Genomic DNA, 23,119 nt, shown 5'->3' with positions numbered 1-23,119 from the left:
GGCCGCCGGGCCGCCCGGGGACGCAGGGAGTGCAGATGACGCAGGGCCGGCCGGGGGAGAACGAGGCGGAGGCGTCGGTGACCCTGACGCTCACACCGTCCGTGACGGAGCGGATCGGGGCGTCACTGGCCGCCGTCGACGCCGAACTGGACCGGCGCTACCCCGGTGATCCGGGTACGCGGCAGCCCGTGCACACCGTGTACGTGCCCGGTGACGTCCTCGCCGCCGACACCGCGCGCTCCTGGGGCGACCAGGCCCTCGGCCTGCTCGACGCCCACGCCCCCGACGCCGACGCGCTCGCCGCCGTGCTCGGGCTCGACGACGCGCTCGCCGCGGACGTCCACGCGCGGGTGCGGGCCAAGCTCCGCCGTGAGCCCGTGGAGGACCTGCGCATCGACTTCGAGGACGGCTACGGCAACCGGCCGGACGCCGAGGAGGACGCGCACGCCGCCCGCGCCGCCCGCCTCGTCGCCGCCGCGTTCGCCGACGGCGCGCCCTCCCGGGTGCCGCCGTTCCTGGGTATCCGCCTCAAGTGCATGGAGTCCGCCGTGCGCGACCGGGGCATCCGCACCCTCGACATCTTCCTCACCGCCCTCATGGAGGCCGGCGGCCTGCCCCCCGGCCTGGTCCTCACCCTGCCGAAGGTGACGTACGCGGAGCAGGTGACGGCCATGGTCCGGCTCTGCGAGGAGTTCGAGGCGGCACGCGGCCTGACACCGGGCCGGATCGGCTTCGAGATCCAGATCGAGACCAGTCAGTCGATCCTGGGCGCCGACGGCCGCGCCACGGTCGCCCGCATGATCGAGGCGGCCGAGGGCCGGGCCACCGGGCTGCACTACGGCACGTTCGACTACAGCGCGTGCTGCGGCGTGAGCGCGGCCCACCAGTCGCTGGACCACCCGGTCGCGGACCACGCGAAGGCCGTCATGCAGGTGGCCGCCGCGGGCACCGGTGTCCGGCTCTCCGACGGCTCGACCAACGTGCTGCCCGTCGGCTCGACGACCCGGGTCCACGCCGCCTGGAAGCTGCACCACGACCTCGTCCGGCGCTCCCTGGCCCGCGCGTACTACCAGGGCTGGGACATGCACCCCGGCCACCTGCCGACCCGGTACGCCGCCGTCTACGCCTTCTACCGTGAGGGGTACGAGGCCGCCGCCGCCCGGCTCGCCGCCTACGCGGCCGACGCGGGGGGCGACGTCATGGACGAGCCCGCCACCGCCAAGGCGCTCGCCGGGTACCTGCTGCGCGGCCTGGACTGCGGCGCCCTGGACGACACCGAGGTGGGTGTGGCCACCGGGCTGACCCGCACCGAACTGGAGGGCTTCGCGGCGCCGCGCCGCAGCGCCCTGACCGTCTCCGCTTCCTGAGGCGGCCCCACGACGCGCCCTCTCCGCGTCGCACGCTCGCGCCGCCCGGGCGGTGGCGGGCTGTACAACACGGGGAGGGCGGGCCACCATACCCGCCATGGCCCACGACCTCCTCCGGCCGCGCCCCGGTGGTCCCCGCGCCGTCGCCGCCCGGCCGGGAGCCGATCGGTGGACGCCACCCCGTGCGCCGCGCCCGACCCGGCGGCGCCTCCGCCACCCGCCCGGTCCGCCCGGGGGCGTTTCCCGTACGGGGCGGACGGGGCACGGAACAGGGGGCGACGAAGAGGGGGAGACGTGATCGTCTGGCTGAACGGCGCGGCGGGTGCCGGCAAGGGCGCGGTGGCGGGGGAGCTGGTGGAGCTCCTGCCCGGCAGTACGGTCTTCGACCCGTCCCTGGTCGGCTCCCAGTTGCGCGACCTGCTGCCGAGGGAGCGAACCGCCGAGGTGGTCGACTGTCGCGACCTGGCGGCCTGGCGGCGGCTGCTGGTGGAGACGGCCGCGGTGCTGCTGAGCGAGGTGCCGGGGCCGCTGGTGACGCCCATGACGTTGCTGCGCCAGGAGCACCGGGACGAGATCTTCGGCGCGCTCGCCTCCCGACGCGTGCCCGTGCGCCATTTCCTCCTCGACGCGGAGGAAACGATCCTCCGCGCCCGCCTCGCGGCCCGTGCGGCCCCCGGTACCCGCCCGGGGGACGACGAGCGCGCCCGGGGGGAGATGGCCGCCTTTCGGGCCGCCCGCGCGTGGCTGGCCACCGACGCGCACACCGTGGACACCACCGCACTCACCCCCCGCCGGACGGCCGAGCAGATCGCCAAGGCCGTGCACGACGGGGCTGGAACGTGCGACATCGTGCAGACCCCGCAGCCGACGGCGGAGACCGTGGCCGCGGGTGTCCTGCTCTTCGACGACCAGGACCGGGTCCTGCTCGTCGACCCCACCTACAAACCCGGCTGGGAGTTCCCCGGCGGCGTCGTCGAGGCGGGCGAGGCGCCCGCCCGGGCCGGTGTCCGGGAGGTCGCCGAGGAGTTGGGGCTGCGGCTGGCGGCGGAGCCCCGGCTGCTCGTCGTGGACTGGGAGCCGCCCGCTCCGCCCGCCTACGGCGGTCTGCGCCTCCTCTTCGACGGCGGACGGCTCACCCCGGACGTCGTGGACGGTCTCCTGCTGCCCCGAGCGGAACTGCGCGGCTGGCGCTTCGTCGGCGAGGAGGAGGCCGCCGGACTGCTGCCGCCGGTGCGACTGGCACGGCTGCGCTGGGCGCTGCGCGCCCGGGAGTGGGGACGCCCGCTCAACCTGGAGGCGGGCGTCCCGGTCGGGTCCGGGCCGGCCGGCTGAGCCGCTCAGCGGCGATCGGCGTACCGCTGGAGGAACAGGGCCTCCACGACCGACATGCGGTGCAGTTCGTCGGGCGAGACGCTCTCGTTGACGGCGTGGATCCGCGCGGCGGGCTCACTGAGCCCGGTCAGCAGGATCTCGGCCTCGGGGTAGAGGGCGGCCAGGGTGTTGCACAGCGGGATGGAGCCGCCCATCCCGGCCACCGCCATCCGCGCCCCGTCGTACGCCTCCGCCATCGCCTCGGCCATCGCGGTGTAGGCGGGGCTGGCGGTGTCGGCACGGAAGGGCTGGCCCTGACCGACCTCCTCCACACTCACCCGCGCACCCCAGGGGGCCCGGCTCCTCAGGTGCGCACTCAGCAGCCGGCCCGCGTCGGCGGCGTCCGTGCCCGGCGGGACGCGCAGGCTGACCAGGGCGCGGGCGGCGGCCTGCACGGAGGGGGTGGCTCCGACGACGGGCGGGCAGTCGATGCCCAGCACGGTGACGGCCGGGCGGGCCCACAGCCGGTCGGCGACCGTGCCCGAGCCGACCAGCCCGACCCCCTCCAGTACCTTGGCGTCCCGGCGGAAGTCCTCCTCGGGGTAGGGCAGTCCCTCCCACACGCCCTGTGCCGCGAGCCCGTCCACGGTGGTCGAGCCGTCCTCGGCCCGCAGTGAGTCCAGCAGCCGGATCAGCGCAGCCAGCGCGTCCGGTGCCGCGCCGCCGAACTGGCCGGAGTGCAGGTTTCCTTCGAGGGTGTCCACCTGGACGCGCAGCAGGGTCATGCCGCGCAGCACGCTGGTCACCGTCGGCAGGCCGGTGCGGAAGTTGCCCGCGTCACCGATGACGATCGTGTCGGCCGCCAGCAGTTCCGGATGGGCCTCCGCGTAGCGTTCCAGTCCGCCGGTGCCCTGCTCCTCCGACCCCTCCACGATCATCTTGACGGTCACGGGCACGCCGCCGTGGGCCCGCAGGGCCCGCAGGGCGAGCAGGTGCAGGATGAACCCGCCCTTGCAGTCCGCCGCCCCGCGCCCGTACCAGCGCCCGTCCCGCTCGGTCAGCTCGAACGGCGGGGAGTCCCACCCCGCGAGGTCCAGGGGCGGCTGGACGTCGTAGTGGGCGTAGAGCAGGACGGTGGGCGCGTCCGCGGGGCCGGGGAGCAGCCCGTACACCGACCGCGTGCCGTCGGGCGTCTCCAGCTCGGCGACGTCCGTGAAGCCCTCGGCGCGCAGGGCGTCGGCGATCCAGCGCGCCGCGCCCTCGCACTCCTCGACGGGGAACTGCGCGGGGTCGGCGACCGACTGGAAGCGCACCAGCGCGGCCAGTTCCTCGCGGGCCTGCGGCATCAGTGCCGCGACGGTCGCCGCGACGGAGTCCGATGCCGGGGGAGTGGGCGTGCCGTGTGTGGGGTCGGCGGCGTGCGCCGGGTGGTGCGCCATGCGGGAACGTCCTCCTGGATGCCGGGGTCGGGACACCGGAGAGCGGGATCGCCGCACGTCCGGCGGTGTGTTGATCCTCCCACAGCGGTCCTCGGGGGCACCGGGCCGTAGGATGCCGCAGGGGCCAGGCCCTTCCTGGCCGGTCGGTCGAGCGGGAGCAGAACAGATCGTGAGCAGCGAGAACACCCCCAGTACAGCCGACGGCGCCGGGGACGCGGGGGAGGAGTCGGCCGCCGTCTGGGACGTGGTCGTGGTCGGTGCCGGACCGGCGGGCGCCTCCGCCGCCCACGCGGCGGCCGTGGCCGGGCGGCGTGTCCTGCTGCTGGAGAAGGCCCGGCTGCCGCGCTACAAGACCTGCGGCGGCGGCATCATCGGCCCGTCCCGGGACGCGTTGCCGCCCGGGTTCGAACTGCCGCTCCAGGACCGCGTGCACGCCGTGACGTTCTCCCTGGACGGCCGCTTCAGCCGTACCCGCCGCTCGCGGCGGATGCTCTTCGGTCTGGTGAACCGCCCCGAGTTCGACCAGGCACTGGTCGAGTCGGCGCAGAAGGCGGGCGCGGAGCTGCGCACGGGCGTGACCGTCTCCCGGGTCGAGCAGCACGGTCCGGCGGTCCCGGACCGGCGCACGGTCGCGGTGGTTCTCTCCGGCGGCGAGACGGTGCTCGCGCGGGCCGTCGTGGGCGCGGACGGCAGTGCCAGCCGGATAGGGGCCCACGTCGGAGTGAAGATGGACCAGGTCGACCTGGGGCTGGAGGCGGAGATCCCCGTCCCGGACACCGTGGCGGAGGACTGGGCGGGGCGCGTCCTGATCGACTGGGGGCCGCTTCCGGGCTCCTACGGCTGGGTCTTCCCCAAGGGCGACACCCTGACCGTCGGCGTCATCTCGGCCCGTGGCGAGGGGGCGGCGACCAAGCGCTACCTGGAGGACTTCACGGCCCGGCTCGGACTGGCGGGGTTCGAACCGAGCGTCTCCTCGGGACACCTGACCCGCTGCCGCGCCGAGGACTCCCCGCTGACGCGCGGCCGTGTGCTGGTCTGCGGTGACGCCGCCGGGCTGCTGGAGCCCTGGACGCGGGAGGGCATCTCCTACGCCCTGCGTTCGGGTCGGCTGGCGGGGGAGTGGGCGGTCCGCATCGCCGGTGCGGGGGACGCCGTGGAGGCCCGGCGCCAGGCCCTCAACTACGCGTTCGCCATCAAGTCGGGCCTGGGCGTGGAGATGGGGGTCGGGCGGCGCATGCACCAGGTCTTCAGCCGCCGTCCCGGCCTGTTGCACGCGACCCTGACCGGCTTCCGGCCCGCCTGGAACACCTTCGCCGACATCACCCGGGGGTCCACGACGCTCGCCGAGCTCATCCGTACCCGGCCGCTGGCGCGCCGGGCGCTGACCGCGCTGGACAACCGCTCGCCCGACGGCGCTTCCTGACGGACGCGGCGGGCCGGACCCCGGGGCCGGGGGAGTCCGGCCCGGTTCCCCTCAGCGCTCCCGCGCGGACGGCTTGCGACGGACGTAGAGCTGCTTGCGCACCTCGGCCACGACGCTGCCGTCCGCCGCGGTGACGGTGCAGGCGAACCAGGGCAGCGCCTTGGAGCCGTCGGCCGTGGCGGAGGTGATCTCCTCCAGGCGGTCCGGCGTCAGCTTGAAGTCGGCGAAGACGTCGCCGCGTCCCGGTGAGACGAAGTCGATCTCACCGGCCCGGTCCCACACGATGTAGTCCCGGCCGAGCGACGAGACGACGAGCAGGGCCCAGAACGGGTCCGTCATGGAGAACAGCGAGCCGCCGAAGTGCGTGCCGAAGTAGTTCCGGTTGAAGCGGCCGAGCCGCAGCCGTACCCGGGCACTGCTCCAGTCGTCGGCGATGTGCAGAACCCGGACGCCCGCGAAGAGGAAGGGCGGCCACAGGTTCATTCCGCGGCGCAGCGTGGCCGCGCTGATTCGACGTGCCATGCGGTCAGGTTAGCACCGATATTACCGACGAGTAACTCCGGCGGGTGGTGCCTGGCCCCCGGAACGGGCACCGCACCCGAGCAGTGACTTCGCCCCTCACACGGCCGACAGCTCCCGCCATCGGGCTGCCAGGCCCGGGTCGCCCTCCACGGTGGCCGCCGTCAGTTCCGCCCGGTTCCACAGAGCCGTGTACAGCAAGGACGCCGGGCCGCTCACCGTGCAGTCCGCCCTGCCGTGCCCGCCCTCGGTGACCGCCGGTACGGCGGAGGTGACGCGTACCGTCCAGGTCCGTTCGGTGCCCGCGTCCCGGGTGCGGACCCGGAGCACACACGGCTTCTCGGCGCGCAGCCGACTGCGGTCGCGCGTGAGGATCCCGGCGAGCAGCTCGTCGATGCCGTCGGCAGCCAACGCGGCGTCCACCTCCGGCCGTTCGGTGCCGGCGGCGAGCTCGGCGTCGACCCGGTGGATCGCGGTCTCGTGCGCCTGGCGGCGGGCCCAGAACGCCAGCGGCGTCGGGGAGCCGGGCAGGAACGTCCAGCACTCCACGTCCTCCGGTGCGCCGGAGAGGGTGTCGAGCAGGCGTGCGTGCCCCTCGCGGTACCACCGCGCGAGCGTGGCGTCGGGGACGTCGTCCGACGCGCGCGGCGCGGGGGCGGCCCGGCGCTCGGCGACGGTGTCGGCGGCCCAACGGTGCACGTGTCCCTGGTGGATGACGAGGTCGCGCACCCGCCATCCGGGGCACGTGGGTACCGTGGCGTCCCATCCCGCCCGTTCGGCGGCGGAGAGGAGCGCTTCACCCTCCCGGGTGAGGGCGTGAAGGTGGTCCGTGGTCCGCATGACGGGGATTGTGCCACCGCCGTCGACGGGGTTTCATTTGTTTATCGTGAGCACAAAGCCAGAATGGATGCCGTGACCCACCACCGAAACCGTTCCGACCGGGGACGCAGCGCGCTGGGACCGGCGCTCCAGCTCGTCCACACCGGCCGCGCGCCCACCCGTGCCGTGCTCACGGCGGAGCTGGGCGTCACGAGGGCGACGGCGGGCGCCGTCGCCGCCGAACTCCAGGCCCTCGGCCTCATCACCGTGGACTCGCGACCCACCGGCTCCTCCGACGGTTCGCAGGGACGCCCCTCGCACCGCCTCGGAGTCGAACCGGACGGGCCCGTCGTGCTCGCCGCCCAGGTGCACGCCGACGGCTTCCGCGCCGCCCTCGTGGGCCTGGGCGGCACCGTCGTGGCCACCGCCCCCGGCTGCGGGGACGTCGGCGCCGACCCCGGCCAGGTCCTGCGCGAGGTCGTCGACGCCGGCGCCGAGCTCCTGCGCCGCACCGGCCGACGCTGTGTCGGGGCCGGGCTCGCCGTGCCCTCGGCCGTCGCCGAACCGGAGGGCACCGCGCTCAACCCGCTGCACGTGGCCTGGCCGCCGGGGGCGCCGGTCCGCGAGGTCTTCAGCGCCTGCCTGGCCGACGCGGGCGTCACCGGCCCCGCCCCGGGCAGCGTGGCCGTCGGGTACGCGGCCAACGACGTCAACCTCGGCGCGCTCGCCGAGCACCGCCACGGCGCGGGGCGCGGGGCGCGGCACCTGCTGTGCGTGGCCACCGGCCACCGCGGTGTCGGCGGCGCCCTCGTGCTCGGCGGACGGCTGCACACCGGCAGCTCCGGGCTCGCCCTGGAGGTCGGTCACCTGACGGTGGATCCGCAGGGCCGCCCGTGCCACTGCGGAAGCCGCGGCTGCCTCGACGTCGAGACCGACCCGCTGGCCTTCCTTGAGGCCGCCGGGCGTGACGCCGGGCCGGAGGTCTCCCTGCTCGACCAGGCCCGCGACCTCCTCCGCACGTGCTACCCCGGCGACTTCGCGGTCCGCGCGGCGGCCCACCGGCTGATCGACCGTCTCGGGCAGGGCCTCGCCTCGCTCGTCAACATCCTCAATCCCGACCGCGTCATCCTGGGCGGGCTCCACCGCGAGCTGCTGCGGGCCGACGAGGAGCGGCTGCGCGCCGTCGTCGCGGACCGGAGCCTGTGGGGCCGCAGCGGAGAGGTGCCCGTCCTGGCCTGCACCCTCGACCACAACTCCCTCGTCGGGGCGGCGGAGATGGCGTGGCAGCCCGTTCTGGACGATCCGCTGCTCCTCGCGGAGGTCTGACCGACCCGCCGGGCCGGTCGCCGTCCCGTGCCGCCGCATCGCGCGACGGCACGGGAGACGGCACGGGACACGGTTCAGGACCGCAGGAACGCGGCGAGCACGCGGTTGAACTCCCCGGGGCGTTCCACCATCGGCAGATGCGAGGCGTCCTCGATGACGGCCAGCCGCGATCCGGCGATGTGCGCGTGGAGGAACTCGGCGTCGGACACCGGCGTGTAGGTGTCCTCCTTCCCGACCACCACCAGCGTCGGAACGGCGATCCGGCTCAGCACCGGTGTGTAGTCGGGACGCTCGGCCCGCCCCCGCAGCGCGGCCGCCGCCCCCTCGGGGGGCGCGGCGAGCATCATGGCGCGCACCCGCCGGGAGGCCTCGGCGTACCGGGGGGCCACCATCTTGTCGATCGCCTCGGCCGTGTACCCGCCCATCCCCTCCCGGAGCAGGCGCTCGGCCATCCGACGGCGGCCGACCCTGCCGTCCTCGGTCTCCGCGTACGGCGCCGTGTCGCACAGTACGAGCCCCGCGACGCGTTCGGGGAACAGCCGGAAGAACTCCAGGGTGATCTGGCCGCCCATGGACACCCCGGCGACCGTGGCCCGTTCGATCCCCAGGTGGTCCAGCAGCCGCGCCAGGTCGGTCGCGAAGTGCGCCAGCGTCGTCGTGCCGGGGACGACCTCGCTGAGGCCGTAGCCGCGCAGGTCGGGCACGACGACCCGGTGCCCTGCGGCGGCGAACACCTCGGTCTGGGCGGCCCACAGCGTGCGGTCGAAGGGGTGGCCGTGGACGAGGAGCAGCGGTTCACCGGTGCCCTCGTCCAGATAGGCGGTGCGTATGCCGCCCAGCAGCGCTTCAGTGGTCATGCCGTGATGCTAAGCCCCCGTCACGCGCACGTCGGGGCGCTCGCCACGGCCGCCCGCCGCCTCAGCCGGGCACCGGGCTGGCGCGACCCGGCTCCCGCACGGTCGCGGTGGACGGCGCGGCCGCGGGGCGCGCGACCCGCGGGGAACCGGCACCCGGCCGCCTTCCCGCCGGTCGCCGTTCGCCCGGCGGCGGCGCGGGGAGCGTGAACCAGACGACCTTCCCCTCACCGCCGCGCTGGGCCCGCATGCCCCAGCTCGCGCTCATGGCCGCCACCAGGGCCAGCCCGCGCCCGCTGGTGGCCGTCGTGCCCGGGGAGCGCACCTCGGGCAGCCGGGGGTCGTGGTCGCGCACCGAGATCGTCAGCCGGTCCCACAGCAGCACGATCTCCACGGTGCAGTGCTTGTCCGCGCCGGTATGCCGGTGCACGTTGGCCAGCAGTTCGGTGACGCCGAGCGCGGCGGTGTCGGTCAACTGGGGCAGGTGCCAGTAGCGGAGCTGGGCGGAGACGATGCGGCGTACCTGGCCGATGCGCGAGGGCAGGGCCTGGAACTCGACCGCACAGTGCCTGCTGGGGGCGGGGTGACTGATCACGGCTGCGACTCCCTGGGGCCGGGGCGACGTACGGGGGCGACATGCGTGGCTGGGCGGAACCGGAACCCGGGCGACGGCCGCTGAGGGTTCCCGTGGCTTACCAGCGTGATCCAGCTCACATGGTTGCGCAAATCGGGTGGTGTTCACGGGTGCACGATGCGTCGATCCGCAGCGATCTTCGCCGCGCGTTCCCGGGCGTGACCGAGCGCGGCCGTCAACCGGGAGCGGTCACGCAGCGCGAGACCGAGCGTGTAGCGCGTCCCGCCCAGCACGACCACCGTCCGGCGCCGGGCGGGGCGCCACGCCCCCCACCACGGCCGGGGCAGGCGGACCTTCTCCACCGGTGCGCCGTCGATCTCCCGCCCGTAGCTGGTGAGCAGCGACATCCGGCCCCCCTGCACCAGCACCTGACCCGCGCGCGTCAGGGTGCGGGGCGGACGACGCACCGGGACACCGTCGACGTCGAACTCGGGAACCGTCATCGCGCACCACCTCACCCGCCGGTCACCGGAGGGTGACCGTCTCCTGCACGCAGTGTGCCCGGCGGTTCGGCGGTGCGCCAGAGGCCGCATATCATCGCCGCGTGAGCAGCCAGAACGTGTCCCGCACCGCCCGTCCCGCCCCCGTCGGGCAGCCCGCCGCAACACAGGACGTGGACCGCAGCGACACCGCCTACCGGGCCTGGCTGAAGAACGCCGTGCGCACCGTGCAGGCCGACGCCAACCGCAGCGCCGACACCCACCTGCTCCGCTTCCCCCTTCCGGAGGCCTGGGGGATCGACCTGTACCTGAAGGACGAGTCGACGCACCCCACCGGAAGCCTCAAGCACCGACTCGCCCGCTCGCTCTTCCTCTACGGGCTGTGCAACGGCTGGATCCGCCCCGGCAAGCCGGTGATCGAGGCATCCAGCGGCTCCACCGCCGTCTCCGAGGCGTACTTCGCCTCTCTGATCGGTGTGCCCTTCATCGCGGTCATGCCGCGCAGCACCAGCCGGGAGAAGACCCGCCTCATCGAGTTCCAGGGGGGCCGCTGCCACCTCGTGGACGACCCGCAGACCGTCTACGAGGTCTCGGCCCGGCTCGCCGCGGAGACCGGCGGGCACTACATGGACCAGTTCACCTACGCCGAACGTGCGACGGACTGGCGCGGCAACAACAACATCGCCGAGTCGATCTACCACCAGCTGCGGCTCGAACGCCATCCGGAACCCGCCTGGATCGTCGCCGCCGCCGGCACGGGCGGGACGTCGGCGACCCTCGGCCGGTACGTGCGCTACATGCAGTACGACACCCGGATCTGTGTGCCGGACCCGGAGAACTCCTGCTTCTTCGACGGCTGGGTCGCCGAGGACCCGCAGGCGGCGAGCGCGTGCGGCTCCCGGATCGAGGGCATCGGCCGCCCCCGGATGGAGCCGAGCTTCGTACCGGGCGCCATCGACCGCATGATGAAGGTGCCGGACGCCGCCAGCGTCGCGGCCGTGCGCCTGCTGGAGGAACGGGTGGGGCGCAGGGCGGGCGGCTCGACGGGGACCGGGCTGTGGAGCGCGCTGCGGATCGTCGCCGAGATGGTCGCCGCCGGCCGTCGGGGCTCGGTGGTCACCCTGATCTGCGACCCGGGCGACCGCTACCTCGACAAGTACTACTCCGACACCTGGCTCGCCGAACAGGGGCTGGACATCGCCCCGTACACCGCGACGCTCACCGCCTTCCTCGACACCGGCCTGTGGCCCCGGACGGTCGGATGACGCGCCCGGGGCCCCCGGCCCCGCCCGGCCGGGCGTTTCACCGGCCAGGGGTCGTGCCGCAGAAGGCCTGAGGATCCACCGCCCTCAGCGGTCGCCCCGCTCCGTCGCGGCGGCGTCGCCGCTCGGCGCGGCGGCCACGAGGGCGGTCTCGCGCGGTGCCGGATCCGGCGTGCCCCGCGGGCCGGCGTTGTCCTGGACGGTCCACGCCTCAAGGGCGGTACGACAGGCGTGATCCACGTGACGCAGCCGGGAGAGGTCGATCTCCACCGGCCGGTCCTTCGGCATCGCCTCCAGGGTGTCGAGGATCAGCGGAAGGCGCAGGAAGGTGGCGCTTCCGCTGAGCGCGACGGTGGTGCGCTCGTCCCGCTCCTCGACCTCCACACGGACCGCCGAGGTCTCCCACGCCGTCTTGACGACGGCCGCACCGATGCCGACGAGGACCCCCAGGAACATGTCCGTGGCGATGATCGCCAGCGCCGTCGTCGCCAACACCACGGCCTCGCCGCGGTGTTCGCGCCACAGCGTCCGGACCATGGCGACCGGGACGAGCTTCCCGCCCGCGTGGATGAGCACCCCCGCGAGGGCGGCCACGGGGATCAGTTCGAGCACGGCGGGAAACAGAGCGGCGAACAGCAGCAGCCACACGCCGTGGAGGATCCTGGACATCTTGGTGCGGGCGCCGGCCTGGACGTTGGCGGCGCTGCGCACGATGACGGCCGTCATGGGCAGCGCGCCCACGAGGCCGCACACCGTGTTCCCCGCTCCCTGGGCGATGAGCTCCTTGTTGTAGTGGGTGGGCGGGCCGTCGTGCATCCGGTCCACGGCGGCGGCGCTGAAGAGGGACTCGGCGGACGCGATGAGCGTGAAGGCGAGGACGACGCCCAGCAGCGCGGGATCCGCCAGCATCTCGACGTCGCCGAGCCCGGTCAGGTCGAGGGAGTCGATCAGGCCGCGGACCTCGATGGTGGCGACGGGCGGGTGCAGGACCGCCACCGCGAGCGTGGCCAGCCCCACGGCGACCAGCGGCCCGGGCAGGAGCCGGGGAAGGGACCCGGGAAGCCGCTTCCACAGCAGGAGGACGGCGATGGTTCCGACACCGATCGCGCAGGAGGAGAGCGCCGGGGTTCCGGACAGGCTCCCGGTGACCAGCTCCGGCAGGCCGGCCAGGTTGTCGAGGCCGTTCCCGTGGGCGTCGACGCCCACCAGGGCGTAGAGCTGGCTCGCGATCAGGACGAGCCCGATTCCGGCCAGCATGCCGTGCACGACCGCGGTCGAGATGGCGCGGAACCACCTGCCGACGCCGACGGCGCCGAGCGTGATCTGGAGCAGTCCCGTGGCCAGGACGAGGATGCCGAGCGCACCGACGCCATGGTGGGTCACGGCCTCGTACACGAGGACGGTGAGCCCTGCGGCCGGACCGCTGACCTGGAGCGCGCTGCCCGGCATCGCGCCGACCAGTAGCCCGCCGACGATGCCCGTGACCAGGCCCAGTTCGGCCGGTACACCGGACGCGACCGCGATACCGACGCACAGCGGTACGGCGACGAGGAACACCACGACGGAGGCGAGCAGGTCGCGGGAGAGGACGTCCGGCCGTAACCGGAGGTGTGGAGAGGTCTTCATTGACGTCAGCTCCTGGAAGTGGGGGGGAGCGGTGCCGATGGCGGCGGGCGGACGAACGCGCGCCGTCATCGCCTCTACAGGGAGGAGAAGGCCCCGGTGGCGATCTGATGGGCCTGGACGGCTCCGGTGTGGACCTCGTAGTACCAGGCGTGCAGGCCGAGCCGACCGTCCCGGACGGCCTCGCTGACACAGGGGTAGCCGCGGAGCTTCTCCATCTGGGTGACCACGTGGCGTTGCACCGGTCGTGCGACGTCGGGACCGAGGTCGCCGACGTCGGCCCCGCCCTCGTGCGGGGGGACGGACCGGCTGAGCCAGCCGCGCACCGCGGGCAGGGTCCGCAGGTCGTCGCCCCGCGCCACGGCTCCGACGGCGCCGCAGTGGGAGTGCCCGCAGAGGATGATGTCGGAGACTCCCAGCACGCAGACCGCGTACTCGATCGTCGCCATCTCGCTGGTGGCGTGCTCCGGGTCGTACGGGGGGACGACGTTCCCGGCGGTGCGCAGCTCGAACAGTTCGCCCGGGCCGACGCCCGTCAACAACGTCGGAACCACACGGGAGTCGGAGCAGGTGATGAACATCGCGGACGGCCGTTGACCGCCCGCGAAGCCCTGGAGAGCGGGTTCCTCTCCGCCGTAGCGGGAGGGGAAGGCCCGGGCCTGATCGATGATGCGTAGCACAGCGGTGTCCTCCTCGCGGAAGTGGTGCTCGATCCGTCGCGCCGGTGGTGGCCGCAGCCCGGCGTGGCGGAACCGTCGTGTGGGTGGGGTGACACGGGTACCGGGGAACCGGATGCGCTCGGTCGCGCGGGGGCTCCGCCGAGGTCGTGCATGCCTGTCGTCGGTACGGGGGTGCCCGGCCCCCGGGCCGACACCCCGGCGGGGGTACGCGCCGCATCGCGTGCGTCGCGTCCCCGGTGACCCGCAGGAGAACTATTGGTCCAGACCATGAGCCGGACGTGAGATGACGGTGAGACAGTTCTCATCGGTCGACCCGACCCGACCCGGGCCGGAGCCGTGGCACGGGTCAGGCTCTGAGCCGGTAGCCGACCCCGCGCACGGTCTGGACGCGCGCGGCCCCGATCTTGCGCCGCAGGTAGCGGACGTAGACGTCGACGATGTTCGAGCCGGGATCGTAGTCGAACCCCCACACGCGGCTGAGCAGCTGCTCCCGCGACAGCACGCGGTCGGGATTGCGCATGAGGATCTCCGCCAGGGCGAACTCGCGGGCGGACAGCTCGGCGACCTGGTCCCCCGCGCGGATCCGGCGGGTCCGGAGGTCCAGGACCAAGTCCCCCACCCGCAGCAGGAAGCCCTCCGGCGGCTCCTCGCGGCGCAGCCGCAGTCGTACCCGCGCCAGAAGCTCGTCGAAGGCGAAGGGCTTGGACATGTAGTCGTCCGCGCCGCTCTCCAGTCCGGCCACGACGTCGCTCACCGCGTCACGGGCGGTGAGGATGATGACGGGCAGGGTGACACGTGCGTCCCTCAACTTGCGCAGGACGGTCAGTCCGTCGTGGCCGGGCAGACCGAGGTCGAGGATCAGGAGGTCGAAGTCCCGGCCGCGCGCCAGCTCGTAGGCGGAGACGCCGTCGGCGACGACATGGGTGACGTATCCGCTACGGCTCAGCCCCCTTTCGACGAAGGAGGCGATTCTTGCCTCGTCCTCCGCAATCAGGATCCGGTTCACCGTGCACGTCCTCCGTCCTCGGCTGCGATGCGGGGATATCGATGACGAAGCGCGCCCCACCTCCGGCGGCGTCCTCGACGTGGGCGGCGCCGCCATGGGCCTGGGCGATCTCGTCGACGAGGGCCAGCCCGATGCCGATACCGGTGCTGGCCTTGCCGGAGCTCGCCGCGTCGCCCTGGTAGAAGCGGTGGAAGATGCGCTCGCGGTCCTCCGGGGCCACGCCCGGCCCGGTGTCGGCGACCCACAGCACCACCCGGCCGCGGCGCAGCCGAGAACCGATCTCGATGGTGTCCGCCTCGGTCGTGTGGGCGACCGCGTTGGCGGCGAGCTGCATCATCGCCTGCGTCACCCTCTGGGCGTCCACGTCCACGTGCGCGTCGGCAACCTCGGCGACCTGCCAGTGCCGGCGGCCCAACCCCTGCGCGTTGGCCACCACGTCTACCACCAGATCGGTCAGCGAGGTCGTCCCGAGGGTGAGGAAGCCCGGGCGCTCGGCCCGGGCCAGGAGCAGGAGGTCGTCCACGATCCTGCTCATGCGGTCCAGTTCGCCGAGGAGCAGGGCACGGGTCTGCTGGGACGCCTCGCGGTCGGCCGTGTCCATCAACTCCAGATGTCCGCGCACGACCGTGATGGGCGTCCGCAGCTCGTGCGCCACCTCGTCCAGGAAGCGTCGCTGTGAGGTGAAGGCGTGCGAGAGCCGTTCGAGCATGTGATTGAACATCTCGGCGAGTTGTGCCACGTCGTCGTTGCCCCGCACCGTGAGGCGCTGCGTCAGATCGGTCTCGCCGATCCGCTCCGCCGTCTGCCGGACCAGCCGGATCGGAGCCAGCACCCTGCCCGCCACCAACCAGCTGGCCGCTCCCGCCACCAGCAGGGCGACGCAGCCCGACGCCAGGAGCGTCTTCGCCATCTGCGACTCCCGGCTCAACTGCCGGTCCCGGAAGGCCACCAGGACCAGTCGGGTGTCGGCGGGGTCTCTCCGCACCTGCACCGGGACGACCCCGTAGCGGACCCTCCCCACGGAGGTGTCCAGCCATCGGATGCTCGGATCGGTCGTGTCCGCCATCATGGCCACGACCTCGGGATCCCGGTCCAGACGGACCGGCACCGGGCCGGGACTGCGCCGATGGGCGCGCCCCTCGACGATGCTGAAGAAGGCCGTGTTGTGAGCGGGGTGGTGCACCGTCATGAACGCCGTGAGCAGTTCGGCGCCCGTGGTGAAGGGATCGCCGGAGTGCGGGTCGCGGGAGGCCCGGGCGAAGGCGCGGAGTTTGTCCGCCTCGGCGCGGAGCTGGACGTCGACCTGGCGGTCCAACTCGGCCCGCCAGAGGACCGAGATCCCGAACGTGGGCACGGCCAGCGCTCCGATCAGCAGCAGCATCATCCAGCCCACGATCCGCGACCGGGCGCTGACGGCGAATCTCGGCATCAGTCGTCCCACTCGTCGTCTTCCCACGGGCAGTCCGACGCGTCCCACTCCTCCCAATCCGTCAGATCGTCCCAGAAGTCGTCGTCATCGACCTCGGGGGGCGGCAGGCCCGCCACCGCCCGGCCATCGCACCAGGGGCACGCGCAGAACGGATGCGGGGTGGTCGGCGGTGGCTCGACGGGCCGGGGCGCGGAGGTGACCGGTGGTGTCTGCGGGAACGGGGGCACGAGGACGACCGCAGGACCTATGGACGGCGGTTCGTCCTGACCCGGCCAGTGCCAGACGATCAGTAATGCCGGTAAGGCCGCTCCCGCTCCTATTGCCAATCCCAGCCTGCGCCACAGCATCCGATCATTCTGCCTGCTCATGCTACCGGCGCCGGTCACGAGGAGAGAATTCTCATGCACCGACCGGGAGAACCCCCGGCGGGCCGCCCGCCTCCCCGCCGTCGCCGCCGCGATCATTCACGGGATTTCTCGAGCCGGGCGTCCAGCTCGCGCATCGACCGCCGGAACGTGCCGCCGAGCCACGGCCGGGCCAGCGGCGCGAGGACGCGCAGCACCGGCGCGACGTCCAGGGCGAGCGTGCGGACCACACGCGTGCCCCCGGTCGGGCCCGGCGTCAGCCGCCAGTCGGCGACCAGGGCCCGCACACCCGGCACCCGCACCTCGTCGGCCCGGTAGGCGTAGTGCTCCCCGGGGCGCGCCGCGAGAACCGTCCCCCTGACCACCGGACCACCGCCGCGCCGTGCGGGCTCGACCACCCAGGCCCCGGTCGCCCGTGGCCCGTTCGCCCCGCGCTGAAGACGCGGTCCTCGCCGCCCGGCGGTGCCCTCGGCCAGCGCCCGATACACCTCTGCCGGAGCCGCCGCCACCCGCACCCGGCACGTCAGCCGCAGGGGAGCGAGGTGGACGAACTCCACCGGTACGTCCACGAGATGCCGTCTCATCACCGGAGCGTACGGCGGCCGTGGCGACCTGTCAGCAGTCGGGACGACGCGCCGGTCGGAGCCCGTGAGATGACGGCCGCACTCCCACTCCGCCAGATTGTGCAACGACACCGCCGCGCCGTGAGGCCCCGCATACCGAGAGAAGAGCACAACGAAGTGGAGCCAGCAGAGCACCGCGTCCCGCTCGACGCCACCTCCTCCCCCGTCCGGTCACGATTTCGCCCCGCATTCACCCCGGGGGGCTGCACAGGGCGGCGTCCCGGCCCGATCCTGAGACGTCAGGGCCGCCGGGACATCGGGGGAACCGCACATGGCTGACGTACCGCACATGCGCGAACCGGGCGCTCCGCCGCGGCGCGGCCCGGCCGGCGTTCCGTCGCTGGAACTCCTCGTCCACGGGGTCGGCGGCGCCACGCCGCAGGCGATGCTCGACGATCCCCGGACGGTCCGGGTCACGGGGGACGACACCGCGGGCATCCACCGTCGGGCGGACGATGCGCGGGCCGAGGACCACCCGGCCCGGCACGGCGGACGGCCGGTGCGCGAGGCGTACTGCTGGGCCGGACTCACCTCCGGCAACGGAGCCCGCGCGCTGTGGCTCGTCCTGCTGCCCTTCATGATCGTCAACCTGGCGCACTGGATGCGTCCGGCGGCACCGGGCGACCATCCCGCACACCGCTGGTACGGCGTGCTGGTACGCCTCATCGCGCTCACCCTGACCGTGTTGCTCACCGCCGCCGCCGGCGAGGTCGCCCTCGACCTGGCCGCCTGGCAGTGCGCCGGCTCGGCGCGGTGTGCCGCCGACACCTCCTGGCTGACGTTCCTCGCCGAGGGCGACGGCGGCTGGTGGAGCCTGCCCGGGCGCCGTCTCGTCGTCGCCTCGGTTCTGCCCCTCGCCCTCGTCGGGCTGCTGTGGTGGCTCGCGCGCCGTACCTGGGGCGCGTACGAGTCGGCGACGCCGCCGACCGCCGAGGACCGCTGCCCGGGCGGAGACGGAACGGCGGAGGAACAGCCGCTGAGCCTCCCGGGGTTCTGGTACGGCCGCCGCCTCGTGGCCCGGCTGCGGGCCGCGCACACGGCCGCCGCCCTCCTCACCGTCACGGCGGCCCTCCAGGCGGCGGCGGCGCAGTACGACGGCCCGCGCGGCGGGGCGCTCCGCGTCACCGGTGTCCTGCTGGCGGTCGCCGGTGCGGCGCTGTGGACGCTGGTCTGCGTCGTCGTCGCCCGGCGCGGCCGCAGCGAGCGCCGCACCGACGACCGGCCGGAGACGCACGCCGCCCGGCTGCTGCCCTGGGCCGCCCTCACCCTCCTGGCGCTGACGGCCGTGCACACCGGGTGGGACCGCCCCGGCTGGCGGGCCAGTGCCCAACTGCCCGGCACGGGCTACTTCGGCGTCTCCACGGCCGTCCAGGGCGCCCTCGTGCTGGCCCTCGCGTGCACCGCCCTCGTCCTGCACCGGCGCGCCCCCACCGCGCACCGCAGCGCCCTGGGCGGCCTCGGCGGCCCCGCCGTGGCGCTGCTCGCCTGCGCGCTGGGCGGCCTTCTGACCGGCGGTGTCGCCCAGCGGGCGGCCGAGACCCTCGCCCCCGGCTCCTCGGCGGCGCTCCCCGGTGCCCGGATCGCCGGCCCGCCCGTGGTGCTGACCTGGCAGGCGGCCGTGATCCCCGTGGTGGTCCTGGCCGTCGCCGTCTTCGCGGCGATCTGCGCCGTGCGGGTGTGGAGGCTCGGCCGACGACTCGCCCCGGACGTCGCCCACGGCTACCCCGACGAGGACACCCGGGTGCCCGCGCGCCGTGCCCGGATCGCCTCCGCCATCGCCCGGGCCGGGCTCACCGACGAGGCTCCCGTCCTCGTCGGCACCGTCGCGGGCCTCACCGCCCTGCTCGGGGCCGGCGCGGTGGCCGGAGCACTCGTCAGCGGCCACGCCCCCGAGCACGCCGTGGACGGCGCGCCACCGCCCGTCGCGGCGGCCGCCGACCTCGCCCAGGGCCTCGGGTCCTGGCTGATGGGCGGGCTGGTCCTGGTGCTCGTCGCGCTGGGACGCCGCGCCTACCGGGACGCCGGGGCCCGGCGGACCGTGGGCGTCCTCTGGGACGTCGGCACCTTCTGGCCCCGGGCCGCCCACCCCTTCGCGCCCCCCTGCTACGCCGAGCGCGCCGTACCCGACCTCACCTGGCGCATGTGCACCTGGACCCGGCTCACCGGGGGCCGCCTGGTGATCTCCGGGCACTCGCAGGGAAGCGTGCTGGCGGCCGCGGCCGTGTGGCAACTCGACCCGGCGACCCGCGGCCAGGTCGCCCTGCTGACCTACGGCTCCCCGCTGGAGAGGCTGTACGGGCGCTGGTTCCCCGCCTGGTTCGGCCCCGGCCCCCTCGGCGCGCTCTCCGCGCAGGTGGACCACTGGCGCAACCTGTGGCGGCTCACCGACCCCATCGGTGGGCCCGTGAAGGTGCCCGGCGTCGACCGGGGGCCGCTGCCCGACCCGCGGACCTTCGGGCGCACCCTGCGTGATCCGCTCCTCGCGCCCGTCCTGGGGCACGGCGACTACCACCTGGACCCGAGTTTCGCGGCGGAGCGGGCCGCGCTGCTGGCCGGGCTCGGGGCCCGGCCCGGCGCACCGGACGCCGGTGCCCGCGGCCGGCCGGTCCCGCCCGCGCCGCGGACACCTCAAGCCCGGACCGCGCCCGGCGGCCCCACGTCGCCTCCCCGCGCGGCCTTCGCGGATCCCGCACACCCCGAGGGACGCGGTTCCGGGAGCGGCGGCGCGGCGGAGGGAGTGCCGCCGCAGCACGCCGCAGCCGGCCGCCCGGAGGAGTCGGGGCGCCGCAGGGAGGTGCGGGCCCTGGTGCGCGGCGGGCCCGGGCTGGGGCTCGTCGCCCTCGTCGCGCTCGCCGTGGCAGCGGCCCTGGGTTCGCTGCCCGCCGCCCGCACCCCCGGTGGCGCCACCGTGCTGATGGTCGCCGCCGGCGGCGCGGCGGCGCTGGCCGTCGGCACCGGGACCGCCGCCCTCCTGCGGGCCGCGGGCGTGCTGGCACGGGTCCGCTCCGGGCTGCTGCCCGCCCGCCCCCGGCGCTCCGAGGGCGAACCGCCGACCGCCGGGCACGACGCACCGTCACCGGCCCGCGTGGGACGGCAGGAGGGCGATCCGGCTCAGGGCAGCGCCGGGAGGTCCTCGGCGTAGAGCAGCGTCAACTCCTCCGTGCTGGGGTCGTTCAGCCCCGCGACACGGCCCGCGTGCCGCTCGACCATGGCCTCGAACGTCTGCCGCGCGGTGCGGCCGTTGCCGAACGACGGGCCGCGCGGGAGGGTGTCGAAGTACTTGAGCAGCGCGTCCGGCGTGCCCTCGGCCAGGTGGTACTCGTGCTCGTCGGCCTGCTGCTCCACGATGTGCAGCAGATCGTCGGCCGAGTAGTCCCCGAAGGTGATGGTGCGGGAGAACCGGGAGGCGACGCCGGGATTGACCGCCAGGAAGCGCTCCATCTCCGTCGTGTAGCCGGCGACGATCACCACGACCTCGTCGCGGTGGTCCTCCATGAGCTTGACCAGCGTGTCGATGGCCTCGCGGCCGAAGTCCCGCCCGGAGTCCTCGGGGGAGAGGGCGTACGCCTCGTCGATGAACAGCACGCCTCCCCGGGCCCGTTCGAAGGCCTCCTGGGTGCGCTGGGCCGTGGAGCCGATGTGCTCGCCGACGAGGTCCACGCGCGACACCTCCACCAGGTGCCCGCGCTGCAGCACCTCCAGGGCGTGCAGGATCTCGCCGTACAGCCGCGCCACCGTCGTCTTGCCCGTGCCGGGTGAGCCGGTGAAGACCAGATGCCGGCGCACCGAGGCGGCCTTCAGGCCCGCCCGCTGACGGCGCCGCCCGACCTCGATCATGTCCGTGAGGGCCCGCACCTCCCGCTTCACGCTCTCCAGACCGACCAGGGCGTCGAGTTCGGCCAGCACTTCGTCGGCTGGCCGGGCCGCCGACACTGCGTCGGCGGCCGCCTCCGCCGTGGGCGCGGGCTGTCGTTCCGGCGCCGAAGGCCGGGTGGCCGCCGGCTGGGGCAGCGGGGCCAGCAACCCTCCGGCGGACCCGGCGGCGGGCACCGGCTCCGCGGCGGCCGGGGCGGCCGACTCGTCGCTGGCGCAGTCCTCGGCGACCGGTCCGTCCTCGGCGAACTCGTACCCGCCGCGCGCGCAGCGCTCGGTGCGGCAGCGGCGCAGCACCGAGCGGCAGCCGTCGATCACGTGGAAGCCGTAGCCGCGCGAGCCGGTCACGCGGCACTGGGTGAACGTGCCCCGCCCCTCGGCGGAGACGTAGAAGCCGGCCTCGGCCGGGCCGGTCACCGTGCACCGGTCGACGACCGGGTCGGCGCCCTTGGTGACGATGACGCCGGTGGCCGCTCCGTCGATCGTGCAGCCCGAGAGCGTGCCGCCGCTGCCGTGGTCGCGGAACCACGCGCCGGTGGCCGCCTCACGTATCCGGCAGTCGTCCAACTCCACGGTCGCGCCGTCGCTCACCGACACGGCGGTGCCGCGGACCTGCGTCAGGTCGCTGTCGACGACGTCCGCACGCGAGCCCCGGTCCAGGACGAACAGGGCGTCCGGGACGGAGTGCACGCGGCAGGTGTCCAGAACGGCGGTGGCTCCGTCGCTGACCCACACCGCCGGGTAGTCCCCGGTGCTCTCGTGGATCTCGCAGCGGTTGGCGTCCACCCGCGTGCCCGGATCCCACACGGACAGGCCGTTGCGGCCGAAGCGGCGCACGGTGGACCGGACGAGCGTCAGCACGGACCGCGAGCGCAGGTCGACCGCGTTCTCGGGGACGTCGTGGATGTCGGAGTCGGTGAGCGTGAGCACCGCGTCGGTGTCCAGGGTCACGCCGTCGGACGTGGTCCGGTGCACCCGGCAGTCCGTCAGCTGCCCGAGCGCACGGGCCGTCACGTGCACGCCGCTGCCCCGTACCTCGTAGAACTCGCAGCCGACCGCCTCCACGGCCGTGCCCTCGCCCGTCAGCTCCAGGCCCGCTCCCCCCGTGTGGTGGACGCGGCACCGGTCCAGCCGGGGGTGGGCTCCGTCCCTGGCGGCGAAACCCGACCGTCCGGCCGCCACCACCTCGCAGTCCTCGAACAGCCCGCCCGCGCTGCCGGACAGATCGAAACCGGCGCCCGCGGGGTTGTCCACGACGCAGCGGCGCACGGTCGGGCGGGCGCCGCCGCGGACCTCGACACCGGCCGCCGACCGCGTGACCACCCGCAGCCCGGACAGTTCGGGCGTGCCGTCCTCGACCAACAGGGCCGGAGCCGCCTGGTCCTGGCCCTCGATCTGAAGGTCCCGCACGACGGCGGCCGAACGTATCGTCAGCGGGACGCCGTCGGGCGGGCTGATCCGGACTGAGCCCGCGCCCGCGCGCTCCGGACCGCGCAGGGTGACGGACCGCTCGACGACGAGGTTCTCCCGGTAGGTTCCGGGCGCGACGGTCAGCACGTCGCCGTCCCCGGCGGCCTCGAGCGCGGCGGCCAGCGAGGAGTAGTCCCCGGTGCGGCGTCGCCATCGCGACGTGCTGGTGTACGTCACCTGGACCGAGCCGTGCGCCATAGGACCGTCGTGCCCCAAACCTCGTGCGATACGTGCGAGAACACGCCGTCCACCCGGGCGGACGGCGATCGGAGCCGCCACACGTGGGCGGCGGTGCACCACGGTAGCGCGTACGGCCGGAGACCTGTCACGCGTTCCCCGGTAGCGGCGGGGGGCCGCGGTCCGGGCCATCGGGGAGGCGGCAGGCGCGTCCCCCGTAGGGTACGACGACCTGTGACCCTCCGCGTGCGCGGCGTGCGCCCCCTGTGCGCCCTTTGCGCCCCCACGCCAACACCCGTCGTGTGTGTGGCGGTCAACCATCGAAGGAGAAGTTCTCGCGGAGGGTAGTCACTCGGGATTCCGTCGTGACACTTGGTAGTCGAAGGCGTGAATCTCGCGGCTCGTTACCCGTGTTGTCCGACCCGCAATCACGGCGCCGCGCTTCTTTCGAGTGAACTCCAATTATCTCACCGACTGGT

The 23,119-nt window shown here is 74.3% G+C and carries 18 protein-coding genes and 1 pseudogene; 6 read left to right on the top strand and 13 right to left on the bottom strand.

The genetic code is table 11. The annotated features are described in order from the left end of the window. Positions 1-35 precede the first annotated feature (35 nt). Positions 36-1,367, top strand: coding sequence for a DUF6986 family protein (locus IF129_RS05645; RefSeq protein ID WP_191208360.1), 1,332 nt, complete (start codon positions 36-38; stop codon positions 1,365-1,367). A gap of 294 nt (positions 1,368-1,661) precedes the next feature. Next, positions 1,662-2,699, top strand: a complete 1,038-nt coding sequence (locus IF129_RS05640) for an NUDIX domain-containing protein (protein WP_191208359.1) — start codon at positions 1,662-1,664, stop codon at positions 2,697-2,699. Between the two features lie 5 nt (positions 2,700-2,704). Here IF129_RS05640 and IF129_RS05635 read toward each other — a convergent pair whose 3' ends face one another. After that, positions 2,705-4,024 (bottom strand): dipeptidase, encoded by a 1,320-nt coding sequence (locus IF129_RS05635; protein WP_381480730.1) that lies wholly within the window; start codon positions 4,022-4,024, stop codon positions 2,705-2,707. A gap of 205 nt (positions 4,025-4,229) precedes the next feature. Between IF129_RS05635 and IF129_RS05630 the strand changes: the two genes are divergently transcribed. Beyond that, positions 4,230-5,540, top strand: coding sequence for a geranylgeranyl reductase family protein (locus tag IF129_RS05630; RefSeq protein ID WP_191208357.1), 1,311 nt, complete (start codon positions 4,230-4,232; stop codon positions 5,538-5,540). 51 nt (positions 5,541-5,591) lie between these two features. Here the strand turns inward: IF129_RS05630 and IF129_RS05625 are convergent, their stop codons facing one another. Continuing rightward, positions 5,592-6,062, bottom strand: a complete 471-nt coding sequence (locus IF129_RS05625; RefSeq protein ID WP_224754480.1) for a DUF4442 domain-containing protein — start codon at positions 6,060-6,062, stop codon at positions 5,592-5,594. Positions 6,063-6,158: 96 nt separating this feature from the next. Beyond that, positions 6,159-6,899 carry a maleylpyruvate isomerase family mycothiol-dependent enzyme gene (locus tag IF129_RS05620; protein WP_191208356.1) on the bottom strand — a complete coding sequence of 247 codons (741 nt, stop codon included), beginning with the start codon at positions 6,897-6,899 and terminating at the stop codon, positions 6,159-6,161. Between the two features lie 72 nt (positions 6,900-6,971). Between IF129_RS05620 and IF129_RS05615 the strand changes: the two genes are divergently transcribed. Beyond that, the gene (locus IF129_RS05615) at positions 6,972-8,204 is read left to right on the top strand and encodes an ROK family protein (RefSeq protein ID WP_318153569.1); all 1,233 of its coding nucleotides are present in this window, start codon (positions 6,972-6,974) and stop codon (positions 8,202-8,204) included. 74 nt (positions 8,205-8,278) lie between these two features. Here IF129_RS05615 and IF129_RS05610 read toward each other — a convergent pair whose 3' ends face one another. From IF129_RS05610 to IF129_RS05600, 3 genes are all read right to left on the bottom strand, one after another. Continuing rightward, positions 8,279-9,061, bottom strand: a complete 783-nt coding sequence (locus IF129_RS05610; RefSeq protein ID WP_191208354.1) for an alpha/beta fold hydrolase — start codon at positions 9,059-9,061, stop codon at positions 8,279-8,281. Positions 9,062-9,122: 61 nt separating this feature from the next. Beyond that, entirely contained in the window at positions 9,123-9,653 is a 531-nt protein-coding gene (locus IF129_RS05605) for an ATP-binding protein (protein ID WP_191208353.1), read from the bottom strand. Between the two features lie 143 nt (positions 9,654-9,796). Further along, positions 9,797-10,135 carry a hypothetical protein gene (locus IF129_RS05600; protein ID WP_191208352.1) on the bottom strand — a complete coding sequence of 113 codons (339 nt, stop codon included), beginning with the start codon at positions 10,133-10,135 and terminating at the stop codon, positions 9,797-9,799. Positions 10,136-10,236: 101 nt separating this feature from the next. On the opposite strand from IF129_RS05600, the gene IF129_RS05595 reads away from it, so the two are divergent. Beyond that, the gene (locus IF129_RS05595; RefSeq protein ID WP_381480547.1) at positions 10,237-11,397 is read left to right on the top strand and encodes an L-cysteine desulfhydrase Cds1; all 1,161 of its coding nucleotides are present in this window, start codon (positions 10,237-10,239) and stop codon (positions 11,395-11,397) included. Between the two features lie 84 nt (positions 11,398-11,481). Here IF129_RS05595 and IF129_RS05590 read toward each other — a convergent pair whose 3' ends face one another. The 6 genes from IF129_RS05590 to IF129_RS05565 all read right to left on the bottom strand — a co-directional run bounded on the left by IF129_RS05590 (position 11,482) and on the right by IF129_RS05565 (position 17,081). Continuing rightward, positions 11,482-13,020: a SulP family inorganic anion transporter gene (locus tag IF129_RS05590; RefSeq protein WP_191208351.1), complete on the bottom strand. Its 1,539-nt coding sequence runs from the start codon at positions 13,018-13,020 to the stop codon at positions 11,482-11,484. Between the two features lie 74 nt (positions 13,021-13,094). Beyond that, positions 13,095-13,697: a carbonic anhydrase gene (locus IF129_RS05585; protein WP_191208350.1), complete on the bottom strand. Its 603-nt coding sequence runs from the start codon at positions 13,695-13,697 to the stop codon at positions 13,095-13,097. Between the two features lie 346 nt (positions 13,698-14,043). After that, the gene (locus IF129_RS05580; RefSeq protein ID WP_191208349.1) at positions 14,044-14,703 is read right to left on the bottom strand and encodes a response regulator transcription factor; all 660 of its coding nucleotides are present in this window, start codon (positions 14,701-14,703) and stop codon (positions 14,044-14,046) included. Continuing rightward, the gene (locus tag IF129_RS05575; protein ID WP_191208348.1) at positions 14,633-16,132 is read right to left on the bottom strand and encodes a sensor histidine kinase; all 1,500 of its coding nucleotides are present in this window, start codon (positions 16,130-16,132) and stop codon (positions 14,633-14,635) included. The genes IF129_RS05580 and IF129_RS05575 overlap by 71 nt, the downstream gene beginning before the upstream one ends. Then, positions 16,132-16,359, bottom strand: coding sequence for a hypothetical protein (locus IF129_RS05570; RefSeq protein ID WP_191208347.1), 228 nt, complete (start codon positions 16,357-16,359; stop codon positions 16,132-16,134). The genes IF129_RS05575 and IF129_RS05570 overlap by 1 nt, the downstream gene beginning before the upstream one ends. 233 nt (positions 16,360-16,592) lie before the next feature. Continuing rightward, entirely contained in the window at positions 16,593-17,081 is a 489-nt protein-coding gene (locus IF129_RS05565; RefSeq protein ID WP_191208346.1) for an SRPBCC family protein, read from the bottom strand. 328 nt (positions 17,082-17,409) lie between these two features. On the opposite strand from IF129_RS05565, the pseudogene IF129_RS05560 reads away from it, so the two are divergent. Further along, positions 17,410-19,767, top strand: a pseudogene (locus IF129_RS05560) (hypothetical protein); the annotation flags it as partial. Between the two features lie 464 nt (positions 19,768-20,231). On the opposite strand, the gene IF129_RS05555 reads toward IF129_RS05560, so the two are convergent. Beyond that, on the bottom strand, positions 20,232-22,661 hold the full coding sequence (locus IF129_RS05555) for a right-handed parallel beta-helix repeat-containing protein (RefSeq protein WP_191208345.1): 2,430 nt from the start codon (positions 22,659-22,661) through the stop codon (positions 20,232-20,234). Positions 22,662-23,119: the final 458 nt, after the last annotated feature.

This window comes from Streptomyces chumphonensis, assembly GCF_014779715.1.
Taxonomy (GTDB): Bacteria; Actinomycetota; Actinomycetes; order Streptomycetales; family Streptomycetaceae; genus Streptomyces; species Streptomyces chumphonensis.
This window is presented reverse-complemented; position numbering and strand designations above follow the sequence as displayed.